Here is a 14,387-nt window from a genome sequence, read left to right on the forward strand (position 1 = left end):
AACGTCCTTAAGGAGACACCATCATGCAAAACACCCACATCGCTCAGCCGCCGAAAACACGCTGGTACGACGGTCTGACGAGTGCGCACTGGCGCGTGCTGCGAGGCGCCTTCCTCGGCTGGATCTTCGACGGTTTCGAGGCGCTCGCGCTCGTGGTCGTCCTCGCGCCGATGCTCAAATCGGTGCTGACGCCGGCCCAGGCCATCTCGACGCCCGTCTATGCGGGCGGCGTGATCGGTATCACCTTGCTAGGCTGGGGCGCGGGCGGCATGGTCGGCGGCATTCTCGCCGACTACGTCGGGCGCAAACGCATGATGCTGTGGTCAGTATTCCTCTACGCATTGTTCTCAGGGCTGACCGCTTTTTCCAACACCTTTACCGTGCTGTGCCTGTTGCGATTTCTCACCGGGCTGGCGATGGGCAGCGAATGGAGCACAGGTGTCGCGCTGGTGTCGGAGACCTGGCCGGAACATGCCCGCGCCAAGGGCGCCGGCTTCCTGCAGTCCGGTTTTGGCTGGGGCACGCTGCTCGCCGCCGTGGTGTGGTACCGGCTTGCTTCTGTGCAACCACTGGGAGCGGACACGTGGCGTTTGATGTTCATCGCCGGTGCGCTGCCCGCGTTCTTCGTGCTCTACCTGCGTCGTGGGTTGAACGAATCGGAAAAGTGGAAACAGGCCGTGAAGGAACAACGCTGGAACGCGACCTCCGACGAGGCTATCCGGTACACGTCGCGACCTGGCAAGCAGAACGCCCGCCCCTTTACGCTCAAGCAACTGTTCACCGAGCGCGAAGCGCTTCGCCGCACGCTGCTGGCGACGGTCCTGTCGATCGTTGCGACGACCGGCTGGTGGGCGATCTCGAGCTGGCTGCCGACCTTTACCGTGGCGCTCGCGAAAGCAACGGGCGTGGCTGATGCCGTCGCGTGGGGCTCGCGGATTTCGATCCTCTATACGGCGGGAGCGATCGTCGCCTACCTCGCGTCGGGCTTCATCGTCGACTCGATCGGCCGACGCGCATTCCTGAGCGCGACCTTCGTCGGCTCGCTGATCACGACGATCGTCACCTATCACTACACCGCGACGCTGAGCGGCATGGTCATCATTGCGCCGATCAACGGGTTTTTCACGCTGGGATGCGGGTACGCCTGGATGGCGATCTATCCGTGCGAACTGTTCACGTCGACGGTGCGCTCGACCGCGATCAGCTTCGTCTTCAACGCCGCACGCCTGATCGCATGGGTCTTCCCGATCATCTCCGGTTCGATGATCAAGGCATTCGGCGGGGTATCGCATGCCGCGCTCATCATGAGCTCGTGCTACCTGCTGGGCATCGTCATTCCGTGGTTCCTTCCCGAAACGCGCGGCAAGGGCATGCCGGAATGACGGGCTCTGGTGCAAATTCCTGGAATCGGGCTTTTACACGTTACTGAGTACCGGTCGCGTCGACTGCGTTGAGGACCCGCCCAAAGAACGCGTCAGCGTAGGCCGGATTCAACCAGCGAACGATAACCGTCATCCGACGGTCGGGCTCGATCCAGGTAAAGGAACTGCCGGCGCCGACGCCGAGATAACTCGACGCTGGAATACTCGGGAAGATCTTGCGATCCGTATTGAGCCATACCAGATAGCCGTAGAACGACGCGAGCGCGCACGGCGTGCGCATGCGCGCAATCCACTCGCGGGACAGGATCTGCTGGCCGTCCACCACGCCCTCATTCAGCAGCATCTGCGCCACTTTGAGCTGATCGTTCGCACTGACCGACATTCCCCCGCCCCAGTGCGTGCCGCCCGGAACAGACTGCATGCGCCGACCGTCGATCTCGACCCATGCGTTGTCGTAGCCAACCCATTGCCAGTTTTCACTCGCACCGGCAGGCCGCATGATCGCTTCGCGGAACACCTCAGGCAACGGTTGCCGGAACAGATAGAGAAGCGCCAGTGAAAGCTGGTTGATACGCACATCGTTGTATTCCCAGTATGTACCGGGACGTTGCAATGGACGCAGGTCGCCCTTTTTGCCATCAGGCGGTGCGGCAAAGTTGACGGCCCGATAGTGGTCGGCCTGGTCCGACAGACCGAAATACGCGCCTTGCCATTCGCTCGTCTGTTGAAGCAGATGCGCCCACGTTACCGAGGCATTGTGTTCGTCATCGAAGCCGATGCCCGGCACCCTGACACGCACAGGTTCGTCGACGTCCGGCAGCAGCCCGCGATCATGCGCGACGCCGGCGAGCAGGGCGAGGCACATCTTGGCGACGCTGAAGGTCAGATCGGCCCGGTCGGGTTCGCCCCATGAGGTCAACACGCGGCCATCGACCGCGATGGTGCCGGATACCGGGCCGCGGTCATGTACGGGGCCGAGCAGCCGGTTCCATGGCGGCGGGTCGTTCACATGCACGCCCCATGCGCCATCGACATGGCGATCCCAAAGCGATTCATGGTCCACTGCGAACTGCACTGCATGTTGCAAATCGTCTTGCATAGGTAAAAGTTCTGTCGGTTCAACGGGGGCCAGTTGGCCTAGCGCGCGTTCAAGCGCGCACGTGCCCATACCAGCGTGAAAAGGCTGATGACGGCCGCGAGCATCAGATAGAGGCCGGGTGCGAGATTGTTGCCGGTCACCGCGATCAGCGCCGCCACTGCTAGCGGCGTGAAGCCGCCGAACACGGTAGTGCCGATGTTGTAGCCGAGCGCCATGCCGGTCGTGCGCGTACGGGTCGGGAAGAGTTCCGATATCAGCGCGGGAATGGGCGCGAAGTACGTGGCTTTCAATATGGCAACCCAAACGACAGCGGCAAGCAGCGTCGCAAGCGACGGGTGCGCATTCATGAACATGAACGCCGGATAGACCGTCACGAAAAACAGCAGGCCTGCACCCAGCATGATGCGGATGCGGCCTACCTTGTCGGACCAGTGCCCGACGATCGGCGTCAGTACCATCATGATGAAGCCGGCCAGCAACGTCGCAATGAAGCCGGACGATGGCGCGAGACCGAGTTGCCGCGACGCATACGTCGGCATGTACAGGAGCATGTAGTTGGCCGTGGTCGTGAGCACGAGTGAGCCGATCGACACGAGAACCCGCTCCTTCTGCGTTGCCAGCAACTCCCGCACCGGCGATGCGGCCTTCTCCGCACGCTCGAACTCCGGCGTTTCGTCAATGCGGCGGCGGATATAGAAGCCGACCGGCCCGATCAGCATGCCGAACAGAAAAGGAATGCGCCATCCCCAGCCTTCGATTTGAGGCTGGGTCAGCACACCGGTCAGCACCGCGCCGAACGCGGATGCGATCAGCGTGCTCGCACCCTGGCTCGAGAACTGCCAGCTTGCCATGAAGCCTTTACGCGCCGGTGCATGCTCGATCAGAAACGCAGTGGAACTGCCGAATTCGCCGCCGGCCGAGAATCCCTGCAACAGGCGCGAAGCGAAAATGCCGATCGGCGCAAGCACACCGATCGTTGCATAGGACGGCATCAGCGCGACCATGCTCGTGCCGAGCGTCATCAGTGCAATGGAGAGCGTCAGCGATGTTTTGCGGCCCTTGCGATCGCTAAACGAGCCGAGCACCAGCGCACCGACCGGCCGCGCCAGATAAGACAACGCGAAAGTGCCGAGGGTAAGCAGAAGCGACACGGTCCTGTCATGTACCGGAAAGAAGACTCGCGACAACGTCGTGGCGAAGTAGCCGTACACGATCAGGTCGTAAAACTCGAGCGCGTTGCCGATGGAAGTCGCGAGGATCAGACGCGATACGCTCGCGTGTGGCACCGGCTTGGCGATCGTACCCGTCGCGGCGGCGGAATCAATGCTCATGATGGTGCCCTTTGGCGACGATTCGCGGAAGTAGTGATGCGCTGTTGGGTGCGTTCGGATCCCGCACGCCCAGGTCCCAGAAAAGACCCGCCATGATGCACAGGCCTTCGCGGACGACCGGCCCGAGCAGATGTTCATCCGGCGCGTGCTGCGAGCAGCCAGGATACGAGTGTGGGACCCACAGCGTCGGCATGCCAAGCACGTCGGCGAAGACGTCGTTGGGCAAGGTGCCGCCCAGATTCGGCAGCAGCACAGGCTGAACGCCGGTGGTCTGCTCCAGTGAGCGCAACGCCCACTGCACCCATGAATTCTCGGGATCGACGCGGGTCGCGGGCATGCCGCGTTCCACGTCGATATCGACCATGCCGAAGCCGTGCTCGTCGAGATGGCGGCGCACGATCTGTTCGAGGTTCTGCCAGTCTGTGCCGACCACAAAGCGAATCTGCATATGCGCGAACGCGTGCGGCGGTATAGCGTTGACGGGCTTCTCCGGATTGCCGGTGCGAAACGCGAGCACTTCGAGGTTGTTCCAGCCGAACACACGCTCGGTCGGCGTGAGGCCGGGTTCGCCGTAGTCCGCATCGACCTCGGGTTCGCCCGGGTTGCCGCCGACCACGATGTCGGCCAACGCGTGGCGCACCGCCGCGGGTACGGGCGGTGGGCGCAACCCTTCGACCAGAATTTGGCCATTCGCGTCCACCATCGACGCGATTGCATTGGCCAGCACCACACCTGGGTTGCGCAGCAAACCACCCCAATTGCCGGAATGATGGCCGCCGTCGCGCAGCTTCACATCCAGCCGGAAGTTCACCAGACCGCGCGAGCCGAGAAACACGGTGGGGTGTTGCGCGCCCAAACGTGGGCCATCGGAGGCAATCAACACATCGGCGGTCAACTCGTCGCGCAATTGCGCGCACAGCGCGTGAAGTCCCGGCGAACCCACCTCCTCGCCGGTTTCGAATAACAGCTTCAGATTGAAGCCAAGCCGGCCGCCGCGGGCGTCCAGCACCGCTTTCAGCGCCGCCAGGTTGATGCTGTGCTGGCCTTTGTTGTCCGCCGTGCCGCGGCCGTACCAATGATCGCCCGCGACGGTGACGCGCCATGGCCCAAGGCCGTCGCGCCACTGGGCGTCATAGCCGCGCACGACATCGCCGTGGCCATACGTGAGCACGGTTGGCAGCGCGTCGTCCTCGTGCCGGTGCGCGATCAGAAACGGCCCGGCGCCCGCTGTGGGATTCTCGACGATGCGGCACGTGAAGCCCCAACTGGTCAGCGTCGGCGTGATTTCGTCTTCCAGATAAGCGCGCAATCGTGCGCCGCTGTCGGCTTCCTGGCTTTCCGTGCGGAAAGCGACGCGGCGCTGGAGGTCTTCGAGAAAACAGCCGGAATCGTACTGATCCGCCGCATATTGAATAGCCGTGTCACGTGTCAACGTTGTTCTCCGGTGTAGCGCACCGCGTGCGCTTGATGCGAAGCGATGTCACGATCTTGGGGTGGACGATATTTGTGGACAATTACAATATTTGGCAGATATCGTTGCCGAAACGGCAAAGCGGGGCAACCTGACAGGTATGGACAACACTGCACTACGTTATTTTCTGGAAGTGGCACGTAGCGGCTCGCTTAGCAAAGCGTCGGAGCGGCTGTACGTTGCCGTGTCGGCGCTGAGCAGGCAGGTCGCGAAGCTGGAGGAGGAAGTCGGCGCGGCGCTTTTCGAAAGGCGGCCTCGCGGGATGGTGCTGAGCGATGCCGGGCGTTTGCTTGCCGAGCATGCGCGGCGCAGTCTGCTGGACGCGGAGCGCGTGACCGAGGAGATTCGCGGGCTGAGCAACGGCGGCCGAGCGACGATTCGCCTGGCGAGTTCGGAGGGCGTTGCACCCCACTTTCTGCCGCAGGTTTTCGCGCGTTTTCTGAAGACGTACCCGGCTACGCATTTCCAGCTCGAGGTGTCCGCGCCGTCTGTTGCGACGCAGCGCGTCCGCGAGGGCACCGCCGATATTGCGGTGTGTTTCAGCATCGCGCCTGAGAAGGACATCAATGTGCTGTACTCGCAGCGCGCGCCGATCTTTGCCCTGGTCAGGCGCGATCATCCGCTCGGGGCGCGCGAGTCCGTATCGCTCGCGGACCTGATGCCGTGGCCGCTCGCGATAGATAACCAGGGCGTGACGATCCGGCAGCTATTCGACATTTCGTGCAGTCTGGAAGGCCTGATTTTCGATCCCGTGTTCGTCAGCAACTATCATGCGGCACTGCAAAGCTTCGTCCTGCAGACCGATGCCGTCACGCTGACAGGGTTCCTGACCGTGCGCAGCCGGCTGGAGGTGGACGGGCTCGCCGCCGTGCCGATCCGCAATCCCGAGCTACACCAGCGCACGCTCCAGATCCAGACGATGGCCGGGCGCACACTGCCGCATGTGGTGCAGGCGTTCATCGAACTGCTGACGGGCGCGATCGACAATCCTGCTCTTCTTGACTGAGGCGAAAATGGATGACGCGATGCCGTTGACCACGACCAAAAAATCCATAACTTGAGGCATTTGAAGTCTGGTACGCTGCGCCCTTTGCTACTGATTGCATTCGACTCGATGGAAACCCCTTTCAATGATCGCGGCGTGTCGGTCACGCGTAACGCACTCTCGTCGGCCGGCCAGGTCTTTCCGCTGAAAGATATCGTCGATGTACAGGTCGTCACCGTGCCGAAAAACAAAGTCCTGCCGCGCGCAATCTCGCTGCTTGGACTCGTCGGCGCTATTGTCGGCGGGATACTGCGCTCGCCGGTCGGTATGGTGTGCGGCACGATGCTGATCGTGGTCGGCTGGCTCACGTGGGCCACCCAGGACGTCACACATCGTCTGATGGTGCAGACCGCCAACGGCCTGCGTGAGGCGCTCATGAGCACCGATCGCGAGTTCGTCGAGCGCGTTGGTGCGGCCGTGCACGAGGCAAAGGCAGCCGCAGCGGCACCGAAGGCTTGAGCCGTCGCCGTCCACAAACGCCAGGCGTGGCGCGTTAACACAAAATTGATTCGCGACGCGGCAGCTTTTGCGCGTCGTTGACGCGGGCGCCGCTAGAGTGGTTGGGGGTCAACAACGCGCGCCGCCTCGCCGAATCGGCGCAATCATGATGCTCACGTCCGTAGCAACGTCTGAAGTCTCCGCCCCGCGCGCACCGCGCGAACCACGCCTTCCCCGCCGCACGCATGTCGTCGTTCCGCTCGTCATCATCGACGTCACCGTGCCTGGCACTTCATCCGCAAGCGGACGGCGCGCGTTGCATACCGCCCTCGGAGACGATTTGCGACTCTACGTCGTGACCGTCGACCAACAACACGAGCGCGTAACCTTTCGTGTCGAAGTCACCTCGCGTACGCTCGACGACGTGATCGGCCTGCTGACGGCCACCCTCGACCGCGCCACGCTCGGTCGCGCGCAAGCCACCGTGATTCGCCGTCCACGCATCTATTGACATAGATCAATGCTTGCACAGGCGACTTGCAAGTCGCCCCTCAAATCTTTACACATCTTTGCAATTGCCCGCGGGTGGCCGTGTAGAGTCGCCGCTCCTGTTATCGCGTGTTCCCTCCCGCAGGCCCCCGCAAGCGTCCCGGTTTCTCCGCCCACGCCGTGGCAATCCAGTGAGATTGCCGCCAGTGCTGTCCGAGTTGTCCAATCCGCAGCTCACGATGCATCGCCTTCGCCAGGGACCCGCCTTTTTACAAAGCGTGATCCTATGTTCCTGTCGTCTCTCGATGCCGCGCGCCGGCATGCCGATCTTCATTTCCGCCTTCATTTCCGTCGCCCCTTTCGTCGTTCAGCCGCAGCGGCGCTGGTCGCAGCCGGCGCGTTCGCCGCGCTGACCGGCTGCTCAGTCACCTTCCCCACTCCCACACCGCCGGCCCCCAATGCTGCTCTGATCAACGGCGGCAACGGCGGCCTGCTGATTCCGCTGCACGTGGAGCGCGCCGACGAAGATCACGCCCGCCTCGGTCTGCCAGTCCAGCTCGACGGCAAGCCGGTGTACATGGCGCTCGACACGGGGGCACAAGGCACGCGGGTGTTGAAGTCGGTGCTGCCGGGTTCGAACTATGCAAGCGCCGGCGGCGTGACGTCGATGTCATTCGCGAACGGCGTGGAGATTCTCGGCTCGGCCGTCAAGGTGCCGTTCAGCCTCGCCGGCACCACGCCAACGCCGATCGCAGCGCAAGCGGTGGACGTCGTGCGCTGCCTGCCAAACGCGCGGAAGTGCGTCGGCATGGACGGCTACACCGGTGAATTCGGCTGGGCCTTTTCCGGCGTCGTCGGTGTAGGCGCCGCGCAACCCGACGATAGCTGCTGTGCACCCAACCGTTGCGCGCGTTACCCGGCAACATCGGCCAACGTTATCTGGTGCACGCGAACTTCGCGAAGCCGTACATGGTGTTGAGCCCCTCGAGCACCATCACGAAGGACTACACCATGGTGCCGATGACCCTGTCGAAAGACGGCACGGCGCAATGGCCGCGCGGCTGCGTGAATGTGGGCGGCAAGATGACTTTCTGCGCGCCGCTGGTGTTCGCCACGGGCAGCACCGGCATGATCCGCATCGAAATGGACAAAGCGCCTAACTGGACCGGTGACGGCGATGTCGGCAGTGTGCTCGATCAGGGCAACTATGAGACGGCCATCGGCACGGGTTCATGGGTGCACCGTTACGAGAAGGCGCAAGTCACGATCGTCAAGGCGAAGCCGGACGCGGACCGCATCGTGATCGGTCTAATGGCGATGCAGAATATCGACGTGCTGTTCGACTTCCCGCGCGGGCAGTTTGGTTTGCATGCAGCGCAAGAGAGCGAACGATTCGCCCCATGATGTTCACTAGTCGATAGAAAAAGGCCGTGCGGATTGAACTGCACGGCCTTTTTCATTTGGGCAAGCGCCACCAACGCGCCCGCGTCACTCTATACTGAGCGGATTCACGTGCCAGATATTGCGCGCATATTCGCCGATCGTGCGGTCCGACGAAAACTGCCCCATGCCCGCAACGTTTTCGATCGCGCTCTCGGCCCACGCGCGCTTGTCGACGAAACGCGCATCCACCTCGTCTTGCGCTTTCGCAAACGCGGCGAAATCGGCGAGCACCATATAGTGATCGCCCCAGTCCACCAGGGTGTGGAAAATGTCTGAAAAGCGCAGTGGATCGTCCGGCGAGAAGAAGCCCGTGCGAATCTGGTCGAGGGCCATGCGCAGCTCCGGATTCTCCTCGTACACGTGCCGCGGCCGGTAACCGGCGGCGCGCAGGTTGTCCACTTCGTCAGCGGTATGGCCGAAGATGAAGATGTTCTCGCGCCCCACCGCGTCGCAGATCTCGATGTTGGCACCGTCCATGGTGCCGATCGTCAACGCGCCGTTCAGCGCGAGCTTCATGTTGCCGGTGCCCGACGCTTCGGTGCCGGCCATCGAAATCTGCTCGGACAGATCGGCCGCCGGAATAATCAACTCGGCCACACTCACGCCGTAGTTCGGTACGAACACCACCTTGAGGCGATCGCCGATCAACGGATCGTGATTGACTTTCTCGCCGACGTCGCCGATCAGCTTGATGATCGTCTTCGCCATGCGATACGCGGACGCGGCCTTGCCGGCGAACATCACCACGCGCGGCACCCAATCGCGCTCAGGGTTCGCGCGAATCTGGTTGTAGCGCACGATCACGTGCAGCACGTTCAGCAACTGCCGCTTGTATTCGTGGATGCGTTTGACTTGCAGGTCGAACAACGCGTCGGGATCGAAGTGCAGTTTCGTGTGATGCGCGAGCCGCTGCACGAGCCGCAGTTTGTTCTGCCGCTTCGCCTCACGGAAAGCGTCGACAAACGCGCTGTCGTTGCGCAGATTGCGCAGTTGTTCCAACTCGAACAGATTGCTGCGCCAATGCGTGCCGATCTGCTGATCGATCAGCGACGACAGCGACGGACTCGCCTGCGCCAGCCAGCGCCGCGGCGTAATGCCGTTGGTGACGTTGGTGAAACGGTCCGGATAGAGGCGCGCGAAGTCGGCGAAGATATCGCGCGTCATCAGTTGCGAATGCAGCTTCGATACGCCATTCACCTTGTGACTCGCGACGATCGCCAGATACGCCATCCGTACCCGCCGCTGGCCATACTCGTCGACCAGCGAAATGCGGCGGATCATCTCGCCGTCATGTCCCGACTGTTCGCTGACATGCTTGAGAAAGCCCGCATTGATCTCGAAGATGATCTCCAGATGCCGCGGCAAAAGGCGCGCGAGCATCTCCACATCCCACGTTTCGAGCGCTTCGGGCATCAAGGTGTGGTTCGTGTACGAGAAGATCCTGGTAACGTGCTGCCACGCCTTGTCCCACGGCTGATGATGAACATCCACCAGCAAACGCATCAGCTCCGGAATCGCCAGCACCGGGTGCGTATCGTTCAGATGCACCGCCACCTTTTCGGAGAAGCGCCCGAACGTGCTGTGCGTGCGCTGATAGCGGCGAATCAGATCCTGCATCGTCGCGGAAACAAAGAAGTACTCCTGACGCAGCCGCAGTTCGCGGCCGGCCGGCGTCGAATCGTCCGGATAGAGCAGCCGAGACACATTCTCAGACATGTTCTTTGTGTCGACCGCGTTGCGGTAATCGCCGCGGTTGAACGCGCCGAGGTCGAGCTCTTCGGTTGCGCGCGCGGACCACAGGCGCAGCGTGTTCGTCGCACTGGTCGCGTAACCCGGAATCACCGTGTCGTAGGCCGTAGCGTTCACATGCTCGCTATCGATCCACTCGACATGCTCGTTACGCTGCACCGTGCGGCCGCCGAAGTGCACCATGTACTTGATCTCGGGCCGCGGAAACTCCCACGGATTGCCCGCGCGCAGCCAGTAGTCCGGCGCTTCGACCTGCTCGCCGTCGACGATCTCCTGGCGGAACATGCCGTATTCGTAACGGATCCCGTAGCCGAAGCCCGGAATGCCGAGCGTCGCCATCGAATCGAGAAAACAGGCAGCGAGACGCCCGAGACCACCATTACCGAGCGCCGCGTCCGGCTCGATATTGACCAGCATGTCCATATCGACGCCGAGACTCGCGAGCGCCTCCTTCATCTGATCGTGGATGCCGAGCGCGAGTAACGCATTCGTAAACGTGCGGCCGATCAGGAACTCCATCGACAGGTAGTAGACGCGTTTGACGTCCTGTTCGTACTGCAGGCGCGTGGTCTTCATCCAGCGCGCGACCAGCCGGTCGCGCACGGCGAGCGCCGCGGCGTGCAGCCAGTCATGCGGGTGAGCGGTGACGGCGTCCTTGCCGACGCCGTACATCATGCGATTGGAAATTGAGCGCCGTAGCGCGTCGACGGTACTGTTGAGCTGGTCGAATTCCAGATCGACGGCTGTCATCGAGGCCTCCGGGAAATAACGACGCGACATACGCGAACCGCATAGATGACGGACGGGAGGCGCGTGTCGGTCAGGCGGGTTAACAAACAGAGTACGACATTTTACGACCCGCGGACACCGGCGAGCGCGAGCGGGTGCTCACGCACATGCCATGCCCGCCGGTACACACCGCTTCACGGGTTCTGCGCACGTATGCGGTGCAGACGGCCTGTGCGCGGCACTGCGCGCGTGCATCGGCCCGCAAACAGGCAAACGAATGGCGCACGGAGAAAAGCGCCTTCATAGGCGAGACAGCACGATTATTCTTTTCGACGTGTGACTAGCCGATGAATGCGTTGACCGGTTCGATACGTGGTCAAATCGGCACGCCTCATCTGCCGAACCATTTTGCCGAAGAGGTGTGTGGCCACGCGGCAGCGTCCCGGTTCGAAGACGCCGCACGGGTTTGACCGTTAGTTGCATTTTATGCACCCGATAGCGTGCCCCGCCCTGCTGAGCGCTCAGCACGATTTCCGCGTCTCTGTAACAATCACTTCATTCGCCGCGCGCGCCGCCCTGACTGCTCGATTCAGGCCGCGCGCCGTCCACTTCACACAACCCTGCCGCTTCCGCGCCGCGCTGCCCCTCCGACGCGCCCGGCGCTGCGGCATGCATAACCCGACGAGCCACGCCTTGTCCGACAAACCCAGCGCCACCCGTGGTGCCACGCTCGACCAGACCCTTCCAGCGGACGGCCCCATGTCCGCCGCCAACCGCCGCGCGATGGCCGCCATCATGCTCGCGGTCGCGCTCGCCACGCTGGATACCGCGATCGCCAACACGGCCCTGCCCGCCATCGCCGCGGATCTGCACGCGGCGCCCGCGGCGTCGGTGTGGATCATCAACGCCTACCAGCTCGCCATGGTCGCGACCCTGCTGCCGCTCGCGGCGCTCGGCGACATCGTCGGGCATCGCAGGATTTATATCGGTGGCATTGCGCTGTTCACGCTGGCCTCGCTGGCGTGCTCGCTCGCTTCGACGCTGCCGATGCTGGCCGCCGCACGCGTGTTGCAAGGTCTCGGCGCGAGCGCGATCATGAGCGTCAACACGGCGCTGATCCGCTATCTGTATCCGCCGCATCGGCTCGGACGGGGCCTCGGCACTAACGCGCTGATCGTCGGGGTGTCGTTCGCGGTCGGTCCGACGGTGGCGTCGCTGATTCTGTCCGTTGCCGCATGGCCGTGGCTGTTCGCGGTCAACGTGCCGCTCGGCCTGCTGGCGCTGGCCGTCGCGTGGCCCGCGCTGCCGCACACCGAGCGCGGCAAACACAACTTCGACCCGATTGCGGCGCTCCTCAACGTGATCACCTTCGCCGCGCTGATCTTCGCGCTCGGCGAAGCGGCCCAGCGCGCCTCGACGCAACTCGTACTGAGTGCGGCCGCGATCGCCGTGGTGTTCGGCGTGTTGCTGATTCGCCGTGAAGCCGGCCACCCCGCACCGATGCTGCCGGTCGATCTGTTCAAGCGGCCGGTGTTTGCGTTATCGGCGGTGACCGCGGTGTGCTCGTTCGCCGCTCAAGGGCTGGCGTTCGTGTCGCTCCCTTTTTACTTCGAGGGCGTGCTGCACCGCAGCCAGGTCGAGACCGGCTTTCTGATGACGCCGTGGCCCGTGGTGGTCGCGTTGGCCGCGCCGCTGGCGGGCAGTCTGTCCGACCGCTATCCGCCGGGCTTGCTCGGTGCGATCGGTCTTGCGGTGATGTCGGCGGGGATGGCGTCGCTGGCGTTACTGCCGGTGCATCCCCATGTGCTCGATATCGGCATCCGGATGGCGATTTGCGGTGCGGGCTTCGGCTTCTTCCAGTCGCCCAATCTGAAGGCATTGATGGCGAGCGCGCCGCCCGAGCGCAGCGGCGGCGCCAGCGGCATCGTCGCGACTGCCCGGCTGCTCGGGCAGACCACCGGCGCCGCGCTGGTCGCGCTGAGCTTCGGCATCGCCGGCCGGCATGGACCGACACTCGCGCTCAGCACCGGCGCCTTCTTTGCCGGCGCGGCAAGCCTCGCGAGCGGACTGCGGCTGTTCGCGCCGTCGCACCGCGCAGGCGTGCATGCGAAAGCGTCGGCGGAATAAATAAAGCGGGCGCACTGCTGTGGTAATGCGCCCGCGTTTTTACGCCGCTTTCCATCGGCTGAGCGATCGATCAATGCACGGCGAAATACCCCTTCACTGCGGCGATAAACGTATCGATATCGGCACGCGACACATCCTTATGCGTGACGAATCGCGACGCGTACAGCATCTGCGTAAGGATGCCCCGCTCCTTGAGCCAGGCTTCGAGCGGTGCGCAATGCTGCTGCGGAAACTGGGCGAACACCATATTGGTCGCGATTGACTGCACCTTGACGTGGTCGATCGCTTCCAGACCGGCCGCCAGATGCGCGGCGTTCGCGTGATCGTCGGCAAGACGTTCGACGTTGTGATCCAGCGCGTACAGGCAAGCCGCCGCGAGTACGCCGGCCTGACGCATGCCGCCGCCCAGCACTTTGCGCCAGCGATGCGCCACGTCGACCAGCGCCTGGCTGCCGACCAATACCGAGCCGACCGGCGCGCCCAGACCCTTGGAAAAACAGATCGAGATCGAATCGAACGGTTCGCACAGCGCCGCGACCGGCTTGCCTGACGCAACCGCCGCGTTGTAAACCCGTGCGCCGTCGAGGTGAACCGACAACCCGCGCTGACGCGCCAGTTGCACCGCCTCGCTGACGTAACCCGCCGGCAACACCTTGCCGCCAATGGTGTTTTCCAGCGCCAGCAGCCGCGTACGCGCGAAGTGGTTGTCGATCGGCTTGATCGCGGCGGCGATCTTCTCGAGCGGGATCGAACCGTCGGAGGCATTCTCGAGCGGCTGCGGCTGAATGCTGCCGAGCACCGCCGCGCCGCCGCCTTCGTACTTATAGGTGTGCGCCAACTGGCCGACGATGTATTCGTCACCGCGCGCGCAATGCGCCATCAACGCCGCCAGATTGCTTTGCGTGCCGCTCGGGAAGAACAGGCCGGCTTCCTTGCCGGCGCGCTCGGCGACCGTTGCTTGCAGACGCAGCACGGTTGGGTCGTCGCCCCAGACGTCGTCGCCCACTTCGGCGGCCGACATCGCCGCGAGCATGGCCGGGGTCGGACGGGTTACGGTGTCACTACGCAAATCGATCATGATGAG

General features: G+C 63.3%; 11 protein-coding genes and 1 pseudogene. 6 read left to right on the forward strand and 6 right to left on the reverse strand.

From position 1 onward, the window contains the following. Positions 1–23: 23 nt before the first annotated feature. A complete protein-coding gene (locus tag GNZ12_RS27945; protein WP_172315416.1) occupies positions 24–1,382 on the forward strand; it encodes an MFS transporter in 1,359 nt (452 codons plus the stop codon). Between the two features lie 40 nt (positions 1,383–1,422). On the opposite strand, the gene GNZ12_RS27950 is transcribed toward GNZ12_RS27945, so the two are convergent. Genes GNZ12_RS27950 through GNZ12_RS27960 form a run of 3 tightly spaced genes read right to left on the reverse strand, consistent with a single transcriptional unit; the run spans position 1,423 to position 5,244 of the window. Next, positions 1,423–2,481 (reverse strand): serine hydrolase domain-containing protein, encoded by a 1,059-nt coding sequence (locus GNZ12_RS27950; RefSeq protein ID WP_172315417.1) that lies wholly within the window; start codon positions 2,479–2,481, stop codon positions 1,423–1,425. 38 nt (positions 2,482–2,519) lie between these two features. Then, entirely contained in the window at positions 2,520–3,812 is a 1,293-nt protein-coding gene (locus GNZ12_RS27955; RefSeq protein ID WP_172315418.1) for an MFS transporter, read from the reverse strand. After that, positions 3,802–5,244 (reverse strand): M20 family metallopeptidase, encoded by a 1,443-nt coding sequence (locus GNZ12_RS27960; protein ID WP_172315419.1) that lies wholly within the window; start codon positions 5,242–5,244, stop codon positions 3,802–3,804. The genes GNZ12_RS27955 and GNZ12_RS27960 overlap by 11 nt, the downstream gene beginning before the upstream one ends. A 139-nt stretch (positions 5,245–5,383) precedes the next feature. Between GNZ12_RS27960 and GNZ12_RS27965 the strand changes: the two genes are divergently transcribed. The 4 genes and pseudogenes from GNZ12_RS27965 (at position 5,384) to GNZ12_RS27980 (ending at position 8,659) form a co-directional block, all read left to right on the forward strand. After that, positions 5,384–6,289 (forward strand): LysR family transcriptional regulator, encoded by a 906-nt coding sequence (locus GNZ12_RS27965; protein ID WP_172315420.1) that lies wholly within the window; start codon positions 5,384–5,386, stop codon positions 6,287–6,289. Positions 6,290–6,397: 108 nt separating this feature from the next. Continuing rightward, the gene (locus tag GNZ12_RS27970) at positions 6,398–6,787 is read left to right on the forward strand and encodes a DUF6232 family protein (RefSeq protein ID WP_172315421.1); all 390 of its coding nucleotides are present in this window, start codon (positions 6,398–6,400) and stop codon (positions 6,785–6,787) included. A gap of 145 nt (positions 6,788–6,932) precedes the next feature. Further along, positions 6,933–7,277 (forward strand): hypothetical protein, encoded by a 345-nt coding sequence (locus GNZ12_RS27975; RefSeq protein ID WP_172315422.1) that lies wholly within the window; start codon positions 6,933–6,935, stop codon positions 7,275–7,277. A gap of 264 nt (positions 7,278–7,541) precedes the next feature. Beyond that, a pseudogene (locus GNZ12_RS27980) lies at positions 7,542–8,659 on the forward strand (hypothetical protein). Positions 8,660–8,743: 84 nt separating this feature from the next. On the opposite strand, the gene GNZ12_RS27985 reads toward GNZ12_RS27980, so the two are convergent. Beyond that, complete coding sequence (locus tag GNZ12_RS27985) at positions 8,744–11,197, reverse strand: glycogen/starch/alpha-glucan phosphorylase (RefSeq protein WP_172315423.1); 2,454 nt, start codon at positions 11,195–11,197, stop codon at positions 8,744–8,746. 534 nt (positions 11,198–11,731) lie between these two features. Then, complete coding sequence (locus GNZ12_RS45105; RefSeq protein ID WP_268959060.1) at positions 11,732–11,866, reverse strand: hypothetical protein; 135 nt, start codon at positions 11,864–11,866, stop codon at positions 11,732–11,734. A 69-nt stretch (positions 11,867–11,935) separates the two neighbouring features. Here GNZ12_RS45105 and GNZ12_RS27990 point away from each other — a divergent pair, with 69 nt between their 5' ends. Then, a complete protein-coding gene (locus GNZ12_RS27990) occupies positions 11,936–13,303 on the forward strand; it encodes an MFS transporter (protein WP_172315443.1) in 1,368 nt (455 codons plus the stop codon). 70 nt (positions 13,304–13,373) lie between these two features. On the opposite strand, the gene ltaE is transcribed toward GNZ12_RS27990, so the two are convergent. Next, positions 13,374–14,381, reverse strand: coding sequence for a low-specificity L-threonine aldolase (gene ltaE / locus GNZ12_RS27995; RefSeq protein WP_172315424.1), 1,008 nt, complete (start codon positions 14,379–14,381; stop codon positions 13,374–13,376). Positions 14,382–14,387 lie beyond the last annotated feature (6 nt).

Source organism: Paraburkholderia solitsugae (assembly GCF_013177695.1).
Lineage (GTDB): Bacteria > Pseudomonadota > Gammaproteobacteria > Burkholderiales > Burkholderiaceae > Paraburkholderia > Paraburkholderia solitsugae.

Excerpts from the sequence above, each read along its gene's own strand:
- GNZ12_RS27945 (WP_172315416.1), top strand. The coding sequence starts at position 24 with ATGCAAAACACCCACATCGCTCAGCCGCCGAAAACACGCTGGTACGAC.
- GNZ12_RS27950 (WP_172315417.1), bottom strand. The coding sequence starts at position 2,481 with ATGCAAGACGATTTGCAACATGCAGTGCAGTTCGCAGTGGACCATGAA.
- GNZ12_RS27955 (WP_172315418.1), bottom strand. The coding sequence starts at position 3,812 with ATGAGCATTGATTCCGCCGCCGCGACGGGTACGATCGCCAAGCCGGTG.
- GNZ12_RS27965 (WP_172315420.1), top strand. The coding sequence starts at position 5,384 with ATGGACAACACTGCACTACGTTATTTTCTGGAAGTGGCACGTAGCGGC.
- GNZ12_RS27970 (WP_172315421.1), top strand. The coding sequence starts at position 6,398 with ATGGAAACCCCTTTCAATGATCGCGGCGTGTCGGTCACGCGTAACGCA.
- GNZ12_RS27975 (WP_172315422.1), top strand. The coding sequence starts at position 6,933 with ATGATGCTCACGTCCGTAGCAACGTCTGAAGTCTCCGCCCCGCGCGCA.
- GNZ12_RS27985 (WP_172315423.1), bottom strand. The coding sequence starts at position 11,197 with ATGACAGCCGTCGATCTGGAATTCGACCAGCTCAACAGTACCGTCGAC.
- GNZ12_RS27990 (WP_172315443.1), top strand. The coding sequence starts at position 11,936 with ATGTCCGCCGCCAACCGCCGCGCGATGGCCGCCATCATGCTCGCGGTC.
- ltaE (WP_172315424.1), bottom strand. The coding sequence starts at position 14,381 with ATGATCGATTTGCGTAGTGACACCGTAACCCGTCCGACCCCGGCCATG.